Below are 17398 nucleotides of genomic sequence, written 5' to 3'. Positions count from 1 at the left end.
TCGATCAGCCTTTCAGGGTGTCGAGTTCGTCGACATTGATCGTGGCGCGGTTGCGGAACAGCACGACCAGGATCGCCAGGCCGATCGCCGATTCGGCGGCCGCGACGGTGAGGATGAAGAACACGAACACCTGCCCGGCCATGTCGCCGAGGTAGTGCGAGAACGCGACGAAGTTCAGGTTGACCGCCAGCAGCATCAGCTCGATCGCCATCAGCAGCACGATCAGGTTCTTGCGGTTCAGGAAGATGCCGATCACCGACAGCGCGAACAGGATCGCGCCGAGCGACAGGTAGTGGCCGAGCGTCAGGGTGCCGAGGCTCATTTCTTCTCTCCTTCCGGCATGGCGGGCGGCGGGGGCGGCAGCTCGACCTCGGCCTTCATCTTGACGATGCGCACGCGGTCAGCGGCCTTCACGCGGACCTGGTCCGACGGGTTCTGGTATTTCGAATCCTTGCGGCGGCGCAGCGTCAGCGCGATCGCCGCGATGATCGCCACCAGCAGCAGCACCGCAGCGATCTGCAGCGGGTACAGGTACTTGGTGTACACCTCGATGCCGAGGAGCTTGGTGTTGCCCAGCTTCAGCGCGGCGGCATCGGCCAACGGCGCGTCGGTGAGGCGGAAGCCCGGGATCAGTACCGCGGCCATCTCGAGCGCGATCACGACGCCGACGACCGCAGCCGCCGGAAAGTGCGTCCAGAAGCCCTCGCGCAAGGCCTCGGAGCCCACGTCGAGCATCATCACGACGAACAGGAACAGCACCATCACCGCGCCGACATAGACGAGCACCAGCACGATGGCCAGGAACTCGGCGCGCAGCAGCATCCACACGCAGGCCGCGTTGAAGAACGCCAGCACGAGATAGAGCGCGGCATACACCGGGCTGCGTGCCGTGATGACACGGAACGCGGCGAACAGCAGCACGGCTGAGAAGACGTAGAAGAGCGCGGTATCGATCATGGTGTTGTTGTTTGCACAGGGCTCCCCGCCCCGTGGCCGGAGTCAGCGGTAGCGGGCGTCCGCCTCCTTGGCCTTGGCGATTTCGGGCTCGTAGCGGTCACCGACGGCCAGCAGCATGTCCTTGGTGAAGTACAGGTCGCCGCGCTTCTCGCCGTGGTATTCGAAGATGTGGGTCTCGACGATCGAGTCGACCGGGCAGCTCTCCTCGCAGAAGCCGCAGAAGATGCACTTGGTCAGGTCGATGTCGTATCGGGTCGTGCGGCGCGAACCGTCGTCGCGCACGTCGGACTCGATCGTGATGGCCATGGCCGGGCACACTGCCTCGCACAGCTTGCAGGCGATGCAGCGCTCTTCGCCGTTCTCGTAGCGGCGCAGCGCGTGCAGGCCGCGAAATCGCGGGCTGAGCGGCGTCTTCTCTTCCGGGAACTGCACGGTGATCGCGGGCGACAGGAAGTGGCGTCCGGTCAGGGCCAGGCCCTTGAGCAGTTCGGTGAGCATCAGGCTCGAGAACAGCTCCTTGATGGATGCGACAGCAGACATGGTGATTCTCGATTCGCCTCTCTTCAACGCCAGATGTTCAGCGGCGACTGGATCCACAGACCCACGACCAGCAGCCAGACCAGCGTGATCGGGATGAAGATCTTCCAGCCCAGACGCATGATCTGGTCGTAGCGGAAGCGCGGGAACGTGGCGCGCACCCACAGGAACACGGTGACCACGCAGAAGGTCTTGCCGAACAGCCAGAACCAGTTCCAGAACCACGAGGTCTGTTGGATCCAGGCCGGCGTCTCCATGCCGAACAGCGCGAACGACACCGGCGCGTACCAGCCGCCCAGGAACATGATCACCGCGATCGCGGAGATCAGGATCATGTTGGCGTATTCGGCCAGGAAGAACATCGCGAACGCCATGCCCGAGTACTCGACCATGTGGCCGGCGACGATCTCGGACTCGCCCTCGACCACGTCGAACGGGTGCCGGTTGGTCTCGGCCAGGCCGGAGATGAAGTAGACGACCGCGATCGGCAGCAGCGGCAGCCAGTTCCACGACAGGAAGGTCAGGCCGCGATCGGCCAGCATGCCCTTGCCCTGGCCGAGCACGATCTCGGTCATGTTCAGGCTGCCGCTGACCATCAGCACGACGACCAGGCAGAACCCGATCGCGATCTCGTAGCTGACCATCTGCGCCGATGCGCGCAGCGCGCCCAGGAACGCGTACTTCGAGTTCGACGCCCAGCCGGCGATGATCACGCCGTAGACCTCGACCGAGGTGATCGCCATCAGCAGCAGCAGGCCGGCGTTCAGGTTGGACAGCGCGGCGTCGGGCCCGAACGGCATCACGACCCAGGCGGCGAGCGCCGGCATGATCGTCATCACCGGGCCGAGGAAGAACAGGCGCTTGTTCGCCGCCGTCGGGACGATGATCTCCTTGAAGATCAGCTTGACCGCATCGGCGATCGGCGTCAGCAGGCCGAGCGGGCCGACGCGGTTGGGGCCGGGACGGACCTGCGTCCAGCCGATGGCCTTGCGCTCCCAGAGCGTCAGGTAGGCGACGCAGATCATCAGCGGCGCGACCAGCGCGATGATCTTGACGATGGTCCACACGGTCGGCCACAGCGCCCCGAGGTGCGTGCTGCCGAAGCTGGTGATGCTGTCGATCATGCTCAGGCCCTCTCGACCGTCAACGCGCCGAACATCGCGCCGAGCGCGGCGGTGTCCGGATGGCCGGCGGGCACGCGCACGGCCGTGGGCGCCAGCGTGGCATCGACGCGCGCCGGCAGGATCGCCGAGGCGCTGCCTTGCGAGATCCGCACCTTGTCGCCGTCGCTCAGCCCCAGCTGCGCCCACAAGGCAGTCGGCAGGCTGGCTTGCGGCGCACGCGCGTCGGCCGTCAGCTGCAGCGAGGTCGCGCGGCGCACCAGCGCATCGGTCGAATAGATCGACACGTCGGCGATGCGCTCGAAACCGGCGGGCGCCGGCTTCGCCGTGGCGTTCGACGCGCCCTTGGCGCCCAGGCGCGCGGCGATCGTGGTCACGTCGCCCAGCGCCTCGGCACGCACTTCTTCCGAGGTCTCGAAGTCGAAGCCTTCGAGCTCCAGCAGGTTGCCGAGCACGCGCAACACTTTCCAGGCCGGGCGCGTTTCGCCCAGGCCCCGCACGACGCCGTGAAAGCCCTGCACGCGACCCTCGGCGTTGACGAAGGTGCCGGAGGTCTCGGTGAACGGCGCGACCGGCAGCAGCACGTCGGCCACGTCGTGCGCGACGTTCTTGAACGGCGTCATCACGACCACCATCTCGGCGGCCTGCATCGCCGCGTTGGCAGCCGCGGCGTTCGCAGCGTCCAGCGCCGGCTCGACGTTCAGCAGCAGGCAGGCCTTGAGCGCGGGGCCGTCGAGCATCGCCGCGGCGTTCATGCCGCCGTTCTCGGGCCATGCGCCGACGAGTTGGGCGCCAACCGTGTTGGCGGCTTCGGTCAGGTGGCCGACGCTCGCGCCGGTCTGCGCGCCGATCCAGTGGGCGACCGCCAGCAAGGCCTCGGCCTGCGGATGCTGCGCGGCAGCGTTGCCGAGCAGTACGGCCTTGCGCTCGCCGCCGAGCAGGGATGCGGCGATCGACTTGGCCGTGTCGGTGGCCTCACCCGCCAGCGGTGCCGACGCGCCGGTCGTCGCGCCGATCGCCGCAGCGATGTCGGCCAAGGCCTGGAGCCAGCCGCTCGGCGCGACCGAGGTCTGCGACGCCATCGGCATCAGCCAGTCGTCGTGCGCCGCGTTCAGGCTGTGCACCTGGGCCCCCTTGCGGGCGGCCTGGCGAATGCGTTGCGCGAACAGCGGATGGTCCTTGCGCAGGAACGAGCCGACGACCAGCACGCGCTGCAGGTTGCTGAGCGACGCGATCGTCGTGCCGAGCCAGCGCACGCCCTTCGTTGCGGTGAAGTCGGCGTGGCGCAGCCGATGATCGATGTTGTCGCTGCCCAGGCCGCGCACCAGCTTCGCCAGCAGGTGCAATTCCTCCACGGTACTGGTCGCCGACGCGAGCGCGCCGATGCTGCGCGCGCCGTGGTCGACGCTGATCTGCGTCAGGCCGCGGCTCACGTACTCGAGCGCGGTCGACCAGTCGACCGTCTTCCAGGCGCCGCCCTGCTTGATCATCGGCGCGGTCAGGCGGTCGGTGCCGTTCAGCGCCTCGTACGAGAAGCGATCCCGGTCGGCAATCCAGCACTCGTTGACGTCTTCGTTCTCGAGCGGCAGCACGCGCATAACCTGGTTGGCCTTGACCTGGACGATCAGGTTGGTGCCGGTGCTGTCGTGCGGGCTCACGCTCTTGCGGCGCGACAGCTCCCAGGTGCGGGCGCTGTAGCGGAACGGCTTGCTGGTCAGCGCGCCGACCGGGCAGACGTCGATCATGTTGCCCGACAGTTCCGAGTCGATCGTCTCGCCGGCGATCGTCGTGATCTCGGAGTGTTCGCCGCGATGGATCATGCCCAGCTCCATCACGCCAGCCACTTCCTGGCCGAAGCGCACGCAGCGGGTGCAGTGGATGCAGCGGCTCATCTCTTCCATCGAGATCAGCGGGCCGACGTTCTTGTGAAAGACGACGCGCTTTTCTTCGTCGTAGCGCGTGCTCGACGCGCCGTAGCCGACCGCCAGGTCCTGCAACTGGCACTCGCCGCCCTGATCGCAGATCGGGCAGTCGAGCGGGTGGTTGATCAGCAGGAACTCCATCACGCCCTTCTGGGCCTGGAGCGCCTTGGGGCTCTTGGTGCGCACGATCATGCCCTGCGTCACCGGCGTGGCGCAGGCCGGCATCGGCTTCGGGGCCTTCTCGACGTCGACCAGGCACATGCGACAGTTGGCCGCGATGCTGAGCTTCTTGTGATAGCAGAAGTGCGGGATGTAGGTGCCGGCGTTGTCGGCGGCATGCATGATCATGCTGCCTTCCGCAACCTCCACCTTCTTGCCGTCGAGTTCGATTTCGATCATGTGTTTACGCGGTGACCGCGACCGGTGCCGCGACCTTCGGGGTCTTGTGCTCGATGAGGTGGACGAACTCGTCGCGGAAGTGCTTGATCATCGCGCGCACCGGCATCGCCGCGGCGTCGCCCAATGCGCAGATCGTGCGGCCCTGGATGTTGTCGGACACGGAGTTCAGCAGGTCGATGTCCTGCATGCGGCCCTCGCCCTTGGCGATGCGGTCGACCATGCGGTAGAGCCAGCCGGTGCCCTCGCGGCACGGCGTGCACTGGCCGCAGCTCTCGTGCATGTAGAAGTAGCTCAGGCGCAGCAGGCTCTTGACCATGCAGCGGGTGTCGTCCATCACGATCACCGCGCCGGAGCCGAGCATCGAGCCGGCCTTGGCGATGGCGTCGTAGTCCATGGTCAGCTCGTTCATGATTGCCGCCGGCAGCACCGGCGCCGACGAGCCGCCCGGGATCACCGCCTTCAGCGTCCGACCTTCGCGCACGCCGCCGGCGAGCTCGAGCAGCTTGCTGAACGGCGTGCCGAGCGGAACTTCAAAGTTGCCAGGGTTGCGGACGTCACCGACGACCGAGAAGATCTTGGTGCCGCCGTTGTTCGGCTTGCCGATCGCGAGGTACGGTTCACCGCCATTTCGGATGATCCACGGCACCGCCGCGAAGGTCTCGGTGTTGTTGATCGTCGTCGGCTTGCCGTAGAGGCCGTAGCTGGCCGGGAACGGCGGCTTGAAGCGCGGCTGGCCCTTCTTGCCTTCGAGCGATTCGAGCAGCGCGGTCTCCTCGCCGCAGATATAGGCGCCGAAGCCGTGCGCGGCGTGCAGCTGGAAGCTGAAGTTCGAGCCGACGATGTTGTCGCCGAGGTAGCCGGCGGCGCGCGCCTCCTCGAGGGCCTCTTCGAAGCGGTCGTAGACCTCGAAGATCTCGCCGTGGATGTAGTTGTACGCTGTCTTGATGCCCATCGCGTACGCCGCGATCGCCATGCCTTCGATGACGATATGCGGGTTGAACATCAGGATGTCGCGGTCCTTGCAGGTGCCGGGCTCGCCTTCGTCCGAGTTGCAGACGAGGTACTTCGGCCCCGGGTACATGCGCGGCATGAAGCTCCACTTCAGGCCGGTCGGGAAGCCGGCGCCGCCGCGGCCGCGCAGGCCCGAGGCCTTGACCTCGGCGATGACCTGCTCGGGCGTCATGCCCTTGCCCTCACCGGCTTCGAGGATCTTGCGCAGCGCCTGGTAGCCGCCGCGCGCCTCGTAGTCCTTCAGACGCCAGTTCTTGCCGTCGAGGCCGTCATAGATTTGCGCGCCGATGTGCTTGCCGTGGAAGCAAGTCTCTGCGCCCGTGGCCTGGAACTTCGAGAGGTCGACCGTTGCGTTCTTCATGCCTTGGCCGCCTTCAGTGTCTCAACGAGCTCGTCCAGCCGCGCGTTGCTCATGAAACTGACCATCTGCCGATCGTTGACCAGCATCACCGGCGCGTCGGCGCAGGCGCCCAGGCATTCGCTCTTCTGCACCGTGAACAGGCCGTCGGCCGTGGTGCCGCCTTCTTCGACGCCGAGCCTGTGGCACAGGTGATCGAGCGCCTGCTGGCCATCGCGCAACTGGCACGGCAAGTTGGTGCAGACATTCAGCTTGAACTGCCCCAGCGGCTGCTGGTTGTACATGTTGTAGAAGGTCGTGACCTCGTGCACCGCGATCGGCGGCATGCCGAGATACTCGGCGATGGCCTTCTCGCTCTCGGGCGACACGTGGCCCTGCTCCTGCTGGACGATCGCCAGGCAGGCCATCACCGCCGACTGCGCCTGGTCGGCCGGGTACTTCGCGACTTCCTTGGCGAAGCGTGCGCGGGTCGTGTCGCCGATCATCGGTCGATCTCTCCGAAAACGATGTCCATCGTGCCGATCAGCGCGACCGCGTCGGCAATCATGTGGCCGCGCGACAACTCGTCGAGCGAGGCCAGGTGCGGGAAGCCCGGCGGGCGAATCTTCAGCCGGTACGGCTTGTTGGCGCCGTCGCTGACGATGTAGATGCCGAACTCGCCCTTCGGATGCTCGACCGCCGCATAGGCCTCGCCCTCGGGCACGTGGAAGCCCTCGGTGAACAGCTTGAAGTGATGGATCAGGTCTTCCATGCCCGACTTCATGTCGAGCCGCGACGGTGGCGCCACCTTGTGGTTGTCGGTGATGACCGGGCCCGGGTTCGCCCGCAGCCAGGTCACGCACTGCTGGATGATGCGGTTCGCCTGGCGCATCTCCTCGACGCGCACCAGGTAGCGGTCGTAGGTGTCGCCGTTGACGCCGAGCGCCACGTCGAAATCCATCTTGTCGTAGACGTCGTACGGCTGGTGCTTGCGCAGGTCCCACAGCACGCCGGAGCCTCGCAGCATCGGGCCGGTGAAGCCGAGGTTCAACGCGCGCTCGGGCGTGACGACGCCGATGCCGACGGTGCGCTGCTTCCAGATGCGGTTGTCGGTCAGCAGCGTCTCGTAGTCGTCGACGTTCTTCGGGAAGCGCCTGCAGAAGTCGTCGATGAAATCGAGCAGCGAGCCCTGGCGGTTGTCGTTCATCCGCGCCAGCGACTTGGCGTTGCGGATCTTCGACGCCTTGTACTGCGGCATCGAGTCCGGCAGGTCGCGGTAGACACCCCCCGGGCGGTAGTAGGCGGCGTGCATGCGCGCGCCGGAAACCGCCTCGTACATGTCGAACAGATCTTCGCGCTCGCGAAAGCAGTAGATGAGCATGTTCATCGCACCGCAGTCCAGCCCGTGCGCGCCCAGCCACATCAGGTGGTTCAGCAGCCTCGTGATCTCGTCGAACATCACGCGGATGTACTGCGCGCGAATGGGGACGTCGATGCCGAGCAACCGCTCGATCGCGAGGCAGTAGGCGTGCTCGTTGGACATCATCGACACATAGTCGAGGCGGTCCATGTACGGCAGCGACTGGATGAAGGTCTTGCTCTCGGCCAGCTTCTCGGTCGCGCGATGCAGCAGGCCGATGTGCGGGTCGGCGCGCTGGATCACCTCGCCGTCGAGCTCGAGAACGAGGCGCAGCACACCGTGCGCGGCCGGGTGCTGCGGGCCGAAGTTCAGGGTGTAGTTCTTGATGTCTGCCATGAGTGTTCTGACTCGCGCTGCGCGCTCAGTGCAGTCCGCCGTAGTTGTCTTCGCGGATGATGCGCGGCGTGATCTCGCGCGGCTCGATCGTCACCGGCTGGTAGATCACGCGCTTCTGCTCGTCGTCATAGCGCATCTCGACGTGACCGGACACCGGGAAGTCCTTGCGGAACGGGTGGCCGATGAAGCCGTAGTCGGTCAGGATGCGGCGCAGGTCGCTGTGGCCTTCGAAGATGATGCCGTAGAGGTCGAACGCTTCGCGCTCGAACCAGTTGCACGAACTCCAGACCTCGGTGAGCGAGGCGACCATCGGCACGTCGTCATCGGCACAGAACACCTTCAGGCGCACGCGCCAGTTCTTCGAGACCGACAGCAGGTGCGAGACGACGCAGAAGCGCGGCCCTTCCCAGTCCTGGTCGCGGTAGCTCGAATAGTCGACGCCGCACAGGTCGATCAGCTGCTCGAACTTCAGATCGGCATGGTCGCGCAGGGTCTGCGCGACGCCCAGGTAGTCGGCAGCGGCTACGGTCAGGGTCAGCTCGCCGCGGTCGCGCACCAGCTTCTTGGCGCGCTCGCCGAGCACGGCCGCCAGCGCGGCCTCGAGGATTTCGATCTTCATGCGCGGGCGATCGTGTTCTCGCGGCGGATCTTCGCCTGCAGTTGCAGCACGCCGTAGAGCAGCGCTTCGGCCGTCGGCGGGCAGCCGGGCACGTAGACGTCGACCGGCACGATGCGATCGCAGCCGCGCACGACCGAGTAGCTGTAGTGGTAGTAGCCGCCGCCGTTGGCGCACGACCCCATCGAGATCACCCAGCGCGGCTCGGCCATCTGGTCGTAGACCTTGCGCAGCGCCGGCGCCATCTTGTTGCACAGCGTGCCGGCGACGATCATCAGGTCGCTCTGACGCGGACTGGGCCGGAACAGCATGCCGAAGCGGTCGATGTCGTAGCGCGCCGCGCCGGCGTGCATCATCTCGACCGCGCAGCACGCGAGGCCGAAGGTCATCGGCCACAGCGAACCGGTCTTGGACCAGTTGATCAGGGTGTCGACACTGGTGGTGACGAAACCTTCCTTGAGTACGCCTTCAATGCCCATGCTGTTGCTCTCTGGTCAGTCGCCCGATCATTCCCAATCGAGCGCACCCTTCTTCCACTCGTACGCGAAGCCGACGACGAGGATGCCGAGGAACAGCATCATGGCCCAGAAGCCCGTGCTGCCGATCTCGCGCAGCGACACCGCCCACGGGAAGAGGAACGCGATCTCGAGGTCGAACAGGATGAACAGGATCGCGACGAGGTAGTAGCGCACGTCGAACTTCATGCGCGCGTCCTCGAACGCCTCGAAGCCGCATTCGTACGGCGAGTTCTTCGCCTTGTCGGGCCGGTTCGGACCCATCAGGAACCCGAGCACCTGGGGCGCCACGCCCACTGCTGCACCGATGAGGATGAACAGGATGACGGGCAGGTAAGGTTCCAGATTCATGGGTCACTGCAGGCCCGCGAGAGCCTGCTATAGCTGGAGCGGATCGACCTCGACGCACCCGCGCGAGCGGGGCACTTCGGGATCGAGCAATTTTGGTGCCGTCGGCGAGACTCGAACTCGCACAGCTTTCGCCACTACCCCCTCAAGATAGCGTGTCTACCAATTTCACCACGACGGCCAAGTTCGAACTTCCGATGCGAAATTCTTGCCTGAATCACCATCCGGATTGCATGAGGACTCGCTCACCGGACAGCTTCGCATTCTAACCTCAAAGACCCGCAATTTCGCCGGGCGCGCTGCACTGCAGCAACCAGGCGACGCCCCGTGCGGGGCATGCGGGTGATGGGCTTTACTTGGTCGGCACCGCGCCCGCACCCGATGCCTGCGGGGCTGGCGCCACGGCGGCCGAAGCGGCAGGCGCGATGGCAGCCGGGGCACTTGCGGCGCCGGGCACCTGGGCGGCGCCGGTCAGCGGCACGCTCGCGGCGGGCGCGGCGCTGGCCGGGCGGTCCAGCACGCTGCCGGTCGACGGGCGGGCGCGGTCGTTCGAGTAGAACGCCAGCGCCAGCGTGCAGGCGAAGAACACCGCCGCACAGACCGCCGTCGACCGCGACATGAAGTTCGCGCTGCCGGTCGCGCCGAACAGGCTGCCAGACGCGCCGCTGCCGAACGATGCGCCCATGTCGGCGCCCTTGCCATGCTGGATCAGCACCAGGCCGATCATCACCAGCGCCGCAATGATCTGCAACGCCACCACCAGGTTCAACAACAGGTTCATTCTTCTGACTCCAAAATTCTTCGGCGCGCCGGTGACCCCGAGGTCAACCGGCTGCGCGACAGATCGCGGCGAAATCGCCCGCCTTCAGCGAGGCGCCGCCGATCAGGCCGCCATCGATGTCGGGCTGCGCGAACAGCGTGGCCGCGTTGTCGGCCTTGACGCTGCCGCCATAGAGGATCTTCATCGTGTCGGCATGCTCGGTGGCCGCCTTCAGCTGCGCACGCAGCAGCGCATGCACCGCCTGCGCCTGCTCGGGCGACGCCGTCTTGCCGGTGCCGATCGCCCAGACCGGCTCGTAGGCGACGACGATCTGCGAGATGCAATGGCCGAGCGTGTGGATCACCGCCGAGAGCTGACGCTTGACGACCGCAGCGGTTTGGTCGGCCTCGCGCTCGGCCAGCGTCTCGCCGACGCAGACGATCGGCGTGATGCGGTGCGCCAGTGCGGCCTTGGCCTTGTCGGCCACAGCCTGGTCGCTCTCGGCGTGATAGGCACGGCGCTCGGAGTGACCGGCCAACGCGTAGCGGCAGCCGAACTCGGCCAGCATCGCGGCCGAGACCTCGCCGGTGTAGGCGCCCGATTCGTACGCCGACACGTCCTGCGCGCCCCAGCCGATCGCTTCGCCTTGCAGCGACAGCGCGACGTCGCCCAGGTACGGACTCGGCACGCAGACCGCCACCTCGGCGACCCACGGCCCGGCGGCCTTCAGGCCGGCCAGCAGCTCCGCGTTGGTGGCGCGGTTGCCGTTCATCTTCCAGTTGCCGACGACGAGTTTGCGACGCATGGCCGAAGCCTCCGAAATTTGCACCATCACCACTCCAGCACCAGCTTGCCGATGTGCTCGTTCGATTCCATCAGCGTGTGCGCCGCGGCCGCCTGCGCGGCCGGAAACACCTTGAAGATCACCGGCTTGATCGCGCCGGATTCGAGCCACGGCCACACCGTCGCGCGCAGCGCCGCGGCGATCGCCGCCTTGAACGCGATCGGCCGGGGCCGCAGCGTCGAGCCGGTGATCGTCAGCCGTTTGCGCAGCACGACGCCGGCATCGATCTGTGCATCCACCCCGCCCTGCACGGCGATGATCACCACCCGGCCATCCTCGGCCAGGCACTTCAGCTCACGCGCGACGTAGTCGCCCGCCACCATGTCGAGCACCACATCGACGCCGCGGCCCGCCGTGAGGCGCATTGCCTCCGCGACGAAGTCGGTCTGTCGATAGTTGATCGCTTGATCGGCGCCAAGTTGCATGCAGGCTGCGCACTTGTCGTCGCTGCCCGCGGTGACGATCACGGTCGCTCCCGCAGCCTTCGCGATCTGGATCGCAGTGACGCCGATGCCGCTGGAGCCACCCTGGATCAGCAGGGTCTCACCGGCCTTCAGCTTCGCGCGGTCGAACACGTTCGACCAGACGGTGAAGAAGGTCTCCGGCATGCTGGCGGCCTCGATGTCGCTCAGCCCCTTCGGCACCGGCAGGCACTGCCCGACCGGCGCGACGCAGCGTTCCGCATAGCCACCACCGGCCACCAGCGCACACACGCGGTCGCCGACCTTCAGGCCCGCAGCCGCGAGCGCCTGCGCGTCGCCGGCCTCGATCACGCCCGCGATCTCCAGGCCCGGCAGATCGGACGCACCCGGCGGCACCGGATACAGGCCCTTGCGCTGCAGCACGTCGGGCCGGTTGACGCCCGACGCCGCGACGCGGATCAGCGCCTCGCCCGCACCCGCGACCGGGTCCGGGCGAGTCACCTCACGAAGCACCTCGGGCCCGCCGAACGACGCGATCTCGATGGCTCTCATGGGGCGCCGATTACTCTTGGACAGGCGCCGGCGCGAACTGCGGCTGCGCGTCGCGGTCGATCAGCGCCTTCATCGACAGCTTGACGCGGCCCTTCTCGTCGGTCTCGAGCACCTTGACCTTGACGATCTGGCCTTCCTTCAGGAAGTCGGTGACCTTCTCGACGCGCTGGTGCGCGATCTGACTGATGTGCAGCAGGCCGTCCTTGCCCGGCATCAGGTTCACGAGCGCGCCGAAGTCCAGGATCTTCGTGATCGGGCCCTCGTAGACCTTGCCGATCTCGACTTCCGCGGTGATCTCCTCGATGCGCTTCTTCGCGAACGCGGCCTTGTCGGCATCGGTCGAGGCGATCGTGATCGTGCCGTCTTCGCCGATGTCGATCGTGCAGCCGGTTTCTTCCGTCAGCGCGCGGATGGTCGCGCCGCCCTTGCCGATGATGTCGCGGATCTTCTCCGGGTTGATCTTCATCGAGTACAGGCGCGGAGCGAACTGCGAGACCTCGGTGTTGGCACCGCTCATCGCTTCGGTCATCTTGCCGAGGATGTGCAGGCGTGCTTCCTTGGCCTGCGCCAGCGCGACCTGCATGATCTCCTTGGTGATGCCCTGGATCTTGATGTCCATCTGCAGCGCGGTGATGCCGGCGGTGGTGCCGGCGACCTTGAAGTCCATGTCGCCGAGGTGATCCTCGTCGCCCAGGATATCGGTCAGCACCGCGAAGCGGTTGCCGTCCTTGATCAGGCCCATCGCGATGCCGGCGACGTGCGCCTTCAGCGGCACGCCCGCGTCCATCAGCGCCAGGCAGCCGCCGCAGACCGAGGCCATCGACGACGAACCGTTCGACTCGGTGATCTCGGAGACCACGCGCATCGAGTACGGGAAGTCGGCCTGGCTCGGCAGCACCGCGACCAGCGCGCGCTTGGCCAGACGGCCGTGGCCGATCTCGCGACGCTTCGGCGTGCCGACGCGGCCGGTCTCGCCGGTGGCGAACGGCGGCATGTTGTAGTGCAGCATGAAGTGCTCGGTGTACTCGCCGGCGAGTGCATCGATCTTCTGCGCGTCGCGCGCGGTGCCGAGCGTGGCGGCGACCAGCGCCTGCGTCTCGCCGCGGGTGAACAGCGCCGAGCCGTGGGCGCGCGGCAGCACGCCGTTGCGGATCTCGATCGCGCGCACGGTGCGGGTGTCGCGGCCGTCGATGCGCGGCTCGCCGTTCAGGATCTGGCTGCGCACGATGCCGGCCTCGATCTCGAACAGCACGTTGTCGAGGTCGACCTTGTCGAACGTGACGCCTTCGCCCTGCAGCGACGCGATGGTCGCGGCGGTCACGGCGCGCGTGGCCTGGGTGCGGGCCTGCTTCGAGCGGATCTGGTAGGCCTCGCGCAGCGGCGCGTCCGCCAGGGCCTTGACCTTGGCAATGAACGGCTCGTCCTTGGCCGGCGCGGCCCAGTCCCAGGCCGGTTTGCCGGCGTCACGCACCAGCTCGTGGATCGCGTTGATCGCGATCACGCTCTGCTCGTGGCCGAACACCACGCCGCCGAGCATGATCTCTTCGGACAGCTGCTGCGCTTCGGATTCGACCATCAGCACGGCCGTCTCGGTGCCGGCGACGATCAGGTCCATTTTCGAGTCGAGCAGCTGGGTCTTGCCCGGGTTCAGCACGTACTGGCCATTGACGTAGCCGACGCGTGCGGCACCGACCGGGCCGCTGAACGGGATGCCCGAGATCGCCAGCGCGGCCGACGAACCAATCAGCGCGGCGATGTCGGCCGAAACTTCCGGGTTCAGCGACAGCACGTGCACGACGACCTGCACCTCGTTGTAGAAGCCTTCCGGGAACAGCGGGCGCAGCGGGCGGTCGATCAGGCGCGAGGTCAGCGTCTCGAGCTCGCTCGGGCGGCCTTCGCGCTTGAAGAAGCTGCCCGGAATCTTGCCGGCGGCGTAGGTCTTCTCGATGTAGTCGACGGTCAGCGGGAAGAAGTCCTGGCCCGGCTTCGGGTTCTTGGCGGCGACGACGGTCGCGAGCACCACCGTGTCCTCGATGTTGACGATGACCGCACCGCCCGCCTGGCGGGAGATCTCACCGGTTTCGAGAATGACGGTGTGCTGACCCCATTGGAAGGTCTTGGTGACTTTGTTGAACATGCTCATGCGTGTCTCTCCGGTTGTGGTGTCGTGTCGGACCCTGAACGCGGAACCTCGGGCGGGATGCCATTCCAGGGGTGCTCTCTGCGGAGAACATCGGTGGAATGACACAGCAGCGCCAGCAGTTCCTGCCCCTGACGGTGGGTCGACAGAAAAACGAAGAGCCTGTGCTGGCGAATTCCAGACAGGCTCTCTTGCTACCGCTTGACTTACTTGCGCAGACCCAGCTTCTGGATCAGGGCGGTGTAACGCGGAGCGTCACGGTCCTTCAGGTAGGCCAGCAGGCTCTTGCGCTGGTTGACCATCTTCAGCAGACCCCGGCGACCGTGGTGGTCCTTCATGTGGGTCTTGAAGTGCGGAGTCAGGTCGTTGATGCGGGCCGTCAGGATGGCGACCTGCACTTCGGGCGATCCGGTGTCGCCGGTGCCGCGGGCGTGTTCCGCGACGATGGCGGCCTTGTCGATGGTGGCGTTGGACATTTTCTCGTTTCCAGTTCATGAAACCGAGTCACCCCAAACGCCAGTTCAAGCGCCATTGCGGAATGCCACGGTTTCGGTTGCGCCCCCTTCTCTTGGCGAGTCCGGGAGCTCCACTTGCGCACACCGGTGAAACCGACCAGTGGCGTGCCTTTGTTTCGCATCCACACCATGGTGCGAACGCAAAACCTGCGGATTATAGCCCGAGGAAGGACTTCAGGCGCCCCACCCCCTGCGTCAGACGTAACGGGTCGCGCGAGGCGAAGCACCAGCGCAGCCAGCCCTCGGCCTCGTCGCCGAACGCCGCGCCGGGCGCCAGGCCCAAGCCGGCCTCGACGACCAGGCGCTTGGCCAGGGCCAGCGAGTCGTCGTGGCCGTCGATGCGGAAGAACGCGTACATGCCGCCGTCCGGCGTCGCGACCTGCACGCCCGGCAGCGCCTGGAGCTGCGGCAGCAGCGTGTCGCGGCAGTGCTTGAGCCGCCCGATCAGGCCGGGAACGAAATCCGCCGCGCCGGCCAGCCCGGCCAGCCCCGCGCGCTGCACGAACACCGGCGCACAGGAGGTGTTGAACTCGATCAGCTTGCCCATCGCCGGCACCAGTGCCGGCGGCAACACCAGCCAGCCGAGCCGCCAGCCGGTCATCAGGAAGCTCTTCGAAAAGCTGTGCGCGACGACCAGCCGGTCGTCGGGCTGCGCCACGTCGCGGAAGCTCGGCGCGCAGGCGGCCCCGGGCGCGAAGTAGACGCGCTCGTACACCTCGTCCGCGATGATCCAGGTGCCGGTGCGCCGGCAATGCGCGAGGATCGCTTGCTGCTCGGCGCGGGTCAGCGTCCAGCCGGTCGGGTTGTTGGGGGCGTTGACCAGCAGCACCCTGGTCTGCGGCGTCACCGCGTCGAGCAGCTGGGCCAGGTCGAGCTGCCAGGCGCCCGCCCTCACCGTCAACGACACGCGCTTGACGTTCGCGCCGAGGATCGCCGGCTGCGCGGTCAGGTTCGGCCACACCGGGACGACGACGACCACCTCGTCGCCCGCGCCGGCGAGCGCCTGCATCGCCAGCATCAGCGCGTTCACGCCCGACGAGGTGACTGCGATGCGGCCGGCATCGATCGGCCCGTGCAACGCCGATGCGTAGGCCGCCAGCGCCTCGCGCAACTCGGGCAAGCCGAGGTTGTGCGCGTAGAAGGTCTCGCCGTCGTTCAGCGAGCGGATCGCGGCGTCGCGGATGAAGGCCGGCGTCGGTTCGTCGCTCTCGCCGAACCAGAACGGCAGCACGTCGGCGCGGCCGAGGCCCGCGTTCGCGACCTCGCGGATCTTCGAGGCAGGGAGTTGTTCGATCACGTCGCGCATCAAGGTCCTTCGGGGCGTTGCATCTGGCAGGTGGTCGCCTGCTCGGTCTGGCGCGGCTCGAAGCGCCGCACCGTGCGGAAGCCGAAGCCGGAGCCCTCATTGTCGTGCGGCACGTCGGCGCTACCGGCCCGCTCCATCACGCTGACGTACAGCGGCTGGATGAACTGATGATCGGCCGCCCGCATCGTGCCCTCGTGCAGCCCACCCAGGGTGGCCCGATCGACGCTCATGCCTTCGAGCGCCTGCGCGACCGCGACCGCATCGGTGCTGCGCGCGCGCTCGATCGCGCCGGCCAGCATCTCGACCATCACCTGCATCCGCGCATGCACGTAGTCGTCAGCCGGCTTCGGGAAGCGTTCGCGGAAGCGGGCGTAGAACCGCTCAGACGCCGCGCCGCCGACGTTCGGGTGCCACTCGGCCACCGCCAGCACGCGGTCGACTCCGGCGTCGCCGATCGCAGCCGGCGCGCCGAGCGCGTTGCCGTAGAAGGTATAGAAGCGCGCGTCGACGCCTGCCTCGCGCGCCGCCTTGATCAGCAGCGTCAGGTCGTTGCCCCAGTTGCCGGTCAGCACCGCCTGCGCGCCACTGGCCTTGATCTTCGCGGCGTAAGGCAGGAAGTCCTTCACCCGACCGAGCGGGTGCAGTTCGTCGCCGACGATCCGGATGTCCGGCCGCTTGGCCAGCAGGCTCGCACGCGCCTGCTTGGCCACCTGCTGACCGAAGCTGTAGTCCTGGCCGATCAGGTACACCTTGTCGATGCGCCGATCGTCGCGCAGCACGTCGGTCAGCGCGGCCAGCCGCATGTCGGCATGCGCATCGAAGCGGAAATGCCAGAAGCTGCACTTCTCGTTCGTCAGCGCCGGGTCGACCGCCGAGTAGTTGAGGAACAGCGCGCGCCGCTCCGGCTCGCGCGCGTTGTGCTTGTTCAGCGCATCGATGAGCACCGCCGCGGCGGCCGAGCTGTTGCCCTGCATCACGAAAGCGACGCGCCGATCGAGCGCCGACTTCAGCATCGCCAGCGTCTCCTCGTTGCTGCCCTTGCTGTCGAAGCGCAGCAGTTCGAGCGGCCGCGCACCGCCCGACAACCTGACGCCGCCGCGAGCGTTGACGCGCTCCACCGCGATCAGCAGGTTGCGATGGACCGCCTCGCCGGCGTTGCCGAACGGGCCCGACAGGCCCTCGATCATCGCGATGCGGATCGGCTCGGGTGCGGCGTGTGCGCCCCCGAAGAACAAGCTCGACAACAGCGCGCAGGCGCCCAACACTCTTCGCAGCTTCAGCAATTTCAAGGCCCTTGAAAACAAAAATGCCGCTCCAAATTCAGCGGCATGGCGGCTGCA

Annotated in this window: 18 protein-coding genes and 1 tRNA gene; all 19 read right to left on the bottom strand. The window is 66.9% G+C overall.

All coding sequences use genetic code 11. From position 1 onward, the window contains the following. Positions 1 to 4: 4 nt before the first annotated feature. Positions 5 to 322, bottom strand: coding sequence for an NADH-quinone oxidoreductase subunit NuoK (nuoK, locus tag ASC76_RS16470; RefSeq protein ID WP_056468642.1), 318 nt, complete (start codon positions 320 to 322; stop codon positions 5 to 7). Beyond that, on the bottom strand, positions 319 to 957 hold the full coding sequence (locus ASC76_RS16465; protein ID WP_056468640.1) for an NADH-quinone oxidoreductase subunit J: 639 nt from the start codon (positions 955 to 957) through the stop codon (positions 319 to 321). The genes nuoK and ASC76_RS16465 overlap by 4 nt, the downstream gene beginning before the upstream one ends. A 42-nt stretch (positions 958 to 999) precedes the next feature. After that, complete coding sequence (nuoI, locus tag ASC76_RS16460; protein ID WP_056468637.1) at positions 1000 to 1497, bottom strand: NADH-quinone oxidoreductase subunit NuoI; 498 nt, start codon at positions 1495 to 1497, stop codon at positions 1000 to 1002. Between the two features lie 23 nt (positions 1498 to 1520). After that, the gene (gene nuoH / locus ASC76_RS16455) at positions 1521 to 2618 is read right to left on the bottom strand and encodes an NADH-quinone oxidoreductase subunit NuoH (RefSeq protein WP_056468634.1); all 1098 of its coding nucleotides are present in this window, start codon (positions 2616 to 2618) and stop codon (positions 1521 to 1523) included. 2 nt (positions 2619 to 2620) lie between these two features. Beyond that, on the bottom strand, positions 2621 to 4936 hold the full coding sequence (gene nuoG / locus ASC76_RS16450) for an NADH-quinone oxidoreductase subunit NuoG (protein ID WP_056468631.1): 2316 nt from the start codon (positions 4934 to 4936) through the stop codon (positions 2621 to 2623). Positions 4937 to 4940: 4 nt separating this feature from the next. Beyond that, complete coding sequence (nuoF, locus tag ASC76_RS16445) at positions 4941 to 6308, bottom strand: NADH-quinone oxidoreductase subunit NuoF (RefSeq protein ID WP_056468629.1); 1368 nt, start codon at positions 6306 to 6308, stop codon at positions 4941 to 4943. After that, a complete protein-coding gene (gene nuoE / locus ASC76_RS16440; RefSeq protein ID WP_056468627.1) occupies positions 6305 to 6790 on the bottom strand; it encodes an NAD(P)H-dependent oxidoreductase subunit E in 486 nt (161 codons plus the stop codon). The genes nuoF and nuoE overlap by 4 nt, the downstream gene beginning before the upstream one ends. Beyond that, the gene (locus ASC76_RS16435; RefSeq protein WP_056468624.1) at positions 6787 to 8040 is read right to left on the bottom strand and encodes an NADH-quinone oxidoreductase subunit D; all 1254 of its coding nucleotides are present in this window, start codon (positions 8038 to 8040) and stop codon (positions 6787 to 6789) included. Before ASC76_RS16435 ends, nuoE begins: the two co-directional genes overlap by 4 nt. A 25-nt stretch (positions 8041 to 8065) precedes the next feature. Further along, complete coding sequence (locus ASC76_RS16430) at positions 8066 to 8659, bottom strand: NADH-quinone oxidoreductase subunit C (RefSeq protein WP_056468620.1); 594 nt, start codon at positions 8657 to 8659, stop codon at positions 8066 to 8068. Beyond that, positions 8656 to 9135 (bottom strand): NADH-quinone oxidoreductase subunit B family protein, encoded by a 480-nt coding sequence (locus ASC76_RS16425; RefSeq protein ID WP_056468617.1) that lies wholly within the window; start codon positions 9133 to 9135, stop codon positions 8656 to 8658. The genes ASC76_RS16430 and ASC76_RS16425 overlap by 4 nt, the downstream gene beginning before the upstream one ends. A 27-nt stretch (positions 9136 to 9162) precedes the next feature. Beyond that, a complete protein-coding gene (locus tag ASC76_RS16420) occupies positions 9163 to 9522 on the bottom strand; it encodes an NADH-quinone oxidoreductase subunit A (protein WP_056468614.1) in 360 nt (119 codons plus the stop codon). Positions 9523 to 9615: 93 nt separating this feature from the next. Further along, positions 9616 to 9700: transfer RNA gene (locus ASC76_RS16415), tRNA-Leu, on the bottom strand. A gap of 171 nt (positions 9701 to 9871) precedes the next feature. After that, positions 9872 to 10300: a preprotein translocase subunit SecG gene (gene secG, locus ASC76_RS16410; RefSeq protein WP_056468612.1), complete on the bottom strand. Its 429-nt coding sequence runs from the start codon at positions 10298 to 10300 to the stop codon at positions 9872 to 9874. A 43-nt stretch (positions 10301 to 10343) separates the two neighbouring features. Continuing rightward, positions 10344 to 11084 carry a triose-phosphate isomerase gene (gene tpiA / locus ASC76_RS16405; protein ID WP_056470976.1) on the bottom strand — a complete coding sequence of 247 codons (741 nt, stop codon included), beginning with the start codon at positions 11082 to 11084 and terminating at the stop codon, positions 10344 to 10346. Positions 11085 to 11110: 26 nt separating this feature from the next. Continuing rightward, the gene (locus ASC76_RS16400; protein ID WP_056468608.1) at positions 11111 to 12097 is read right to left on the bottom strand and encodes an NAD(P)H-quinone oxidoreductase; all 987 of its coding nucleotides are present in this window, start codon (positions 12095 to 12097) and stop codon (positions 11111 to 11113) included. 10 nt (positions 12098 to 12107) lie between these two features. Next, positions 12108 to 14240, bottom strand: a complete 2133-nt coding sequence (gene pnp / locus ASC76_RS16395) for a polyribonucleotide nucleotidyltransferase (RefSeq protein ID WP_056468605.1) — start codon at positions 14238 to 14240, stop codon at positions 12108 to 12110. A gap of 203 nt (positions 14241 to 14443) precedes the next feature. After that, entirely contained in the window at positions 14444 to 14713 is a 270-nt protein-coding gene (gene rpsO, locus ASC76_RS16390) for a 30S ribosomal protein S15 (RefSeq protein ID WP_056468601.1), read from the bottom strand. A gap of 193 nt (positions 14714 to 14906) precedes the next feature. Further along, positions 14907 to 16058, bottom strand: coding sequence for a pyridoxal phosphate-dependent aminotransferase (locus ASC76_RS16385; RefSeq protein ID WP_056468598.1), 1152 nt, complete (start codon positions 16056 to 16058; stop codon positions 14907 to 14909). Further along, positions 16058 to 17305 (bottom strand): branched-chain amino acid ABC transporter substrate-binding protein, encoded by a 1248-nt coding sequence (locus ASC76_RS16380; RefSeq protein ID WP_256364463.1) that lies wholly within the window; start codon positions 17303 to 17305, stop codon positions 16058 to 16060. Before ASC76_RS16380 ends, ASC76_RS16385 begins: the two co-directional genes overlap by 1 nt. Positions 17306 to 17398 lie beyond the last annotated feature (93 nt).

Origin of the sequence: Rhizobacter sp. Root404 (assembly GCF_001425865.1) — a bacterium.
GTDB lineage: Bacteria > Pseudomonadota > Gammaproteobacteria > Burkholderiales > Burkholderiaceae_C > LMDS01.
The sequence above is the reverse complement of the archived record's forward strand: the minus strand, read 5'-3'. Positions and strand labels throughout refer to the sequence as shown.

Coding starts and splice junctions, on each gene's coding strand:
- nuoK (WP_056468642.1), bottom strand. CDS start 322: ATGAGCCTCGGCACCCTGACGCTCGGCCACTACCTGTCGCTCGGCGCG.
- ASC76_RS16465 (WP_056468640.1), bottom strand. CDS start 957: ATGATCGATACCGCGCTCTTCTACGTCTTCTCAGCCGTGCTGCTGTTC.
- nuoI (WP_056468637.1), bottom strand. CDS start 1,497: ATGTCTGCTGTCGCATCCATCAAGGAGCTGTTCTCGAGCCTGATGCTC.
- nuoH (WP_056468634.1), bottom strand. CDS start 2,618: ATGATCGACAGCATCACCAGCTTCGGCAGCACGCACCTCGGGGCGCTG.
- nuoG (WP_056468631.1), bottom strand. CDS start 4,936: ATGATCGAAATCGAACTCGACGGCAAGAAGGTGGAGGTTGCGGAAGGC.
- nuoF (WP_056468629.1), bottom strand. CDS start 6,308: ATGAAGAACGCAACGGTCGACCTCTCGAAGTTCCAGGCCACGGGCGCA.
- nuoE (WP_056468627.1), bottom strand. CDS start 6,790: ATGATCGGCGACACGACCCGCGCACGCTTCGCCAAGGAAGTCGCGAAG.
- ASC76_RS16435 (WP_056468624.1), bottom strand. CDS start 8,040: ATGGCAGACATCAAGAACTACACCCTGAACTTCGGCCCGCAGCACCCG.
- ASC76_RS16430 (WP_056468620.1), bottom strand. CDS start 8,659: ATGAAGATCGAAATCCTCGAGGCCGCGCTGGCGGCCGTGCTCGGCGAG.
- ASC76_RS16425 (WP_056468617.1), bottom strand. CDS start 9,135: ATGGGCATTGAAGGCGTACTCAAGGAAGGTTTCGTCACCACCAGTGTC.
- ASC76_RS16420 (WP_056468614.1), bottom strand. CDS start 9,522: ATGAATCTGGAACCTTACCTGCCCGTCATCCTGTTCATCCTCATCGGT.
- secG (WP_056468612.1), bottom strand. CDS start 10,300: ATGAACCTGTTGTTGAACCTGGTGGTGGCGTTGCAGATCATTGCGGCG.
- tpiA (WP_056470976.1), bottom strand. CDS start 11,084: ATGCGTCGCAAACTCGTCGTCGGCAACTGGAAGATGAACGGCAACCGC.
- ASC76_RS16400 (WP_056468608.1), bottom strand. CDS start 12,097: ATGAGAGCCATCGAGATCGCGTCGTTCGGCGGGCCCGAGGTGCTTCGT.
- pnp (WP_056468605.1), bottom strand. CDS start 14,240: ATGAGCATGTTCAACAAAGTCACCAAGACCTTCCAATGGGGTCAGCAC.
- rpsO (WP_056468601.1), bottom strand. CDS start 14,713: ATGTCCAACGCCACCATCGACAAGGCCGCCATCGTCGCGGAACACGCC.
- ASC76_RS16385 (WP_056468598.1), bottom strand. CDS start 16,058: ATGCGCGACGTGATCGAACAACTCCCTGCCTCGAAGATCCGCGAGGTC.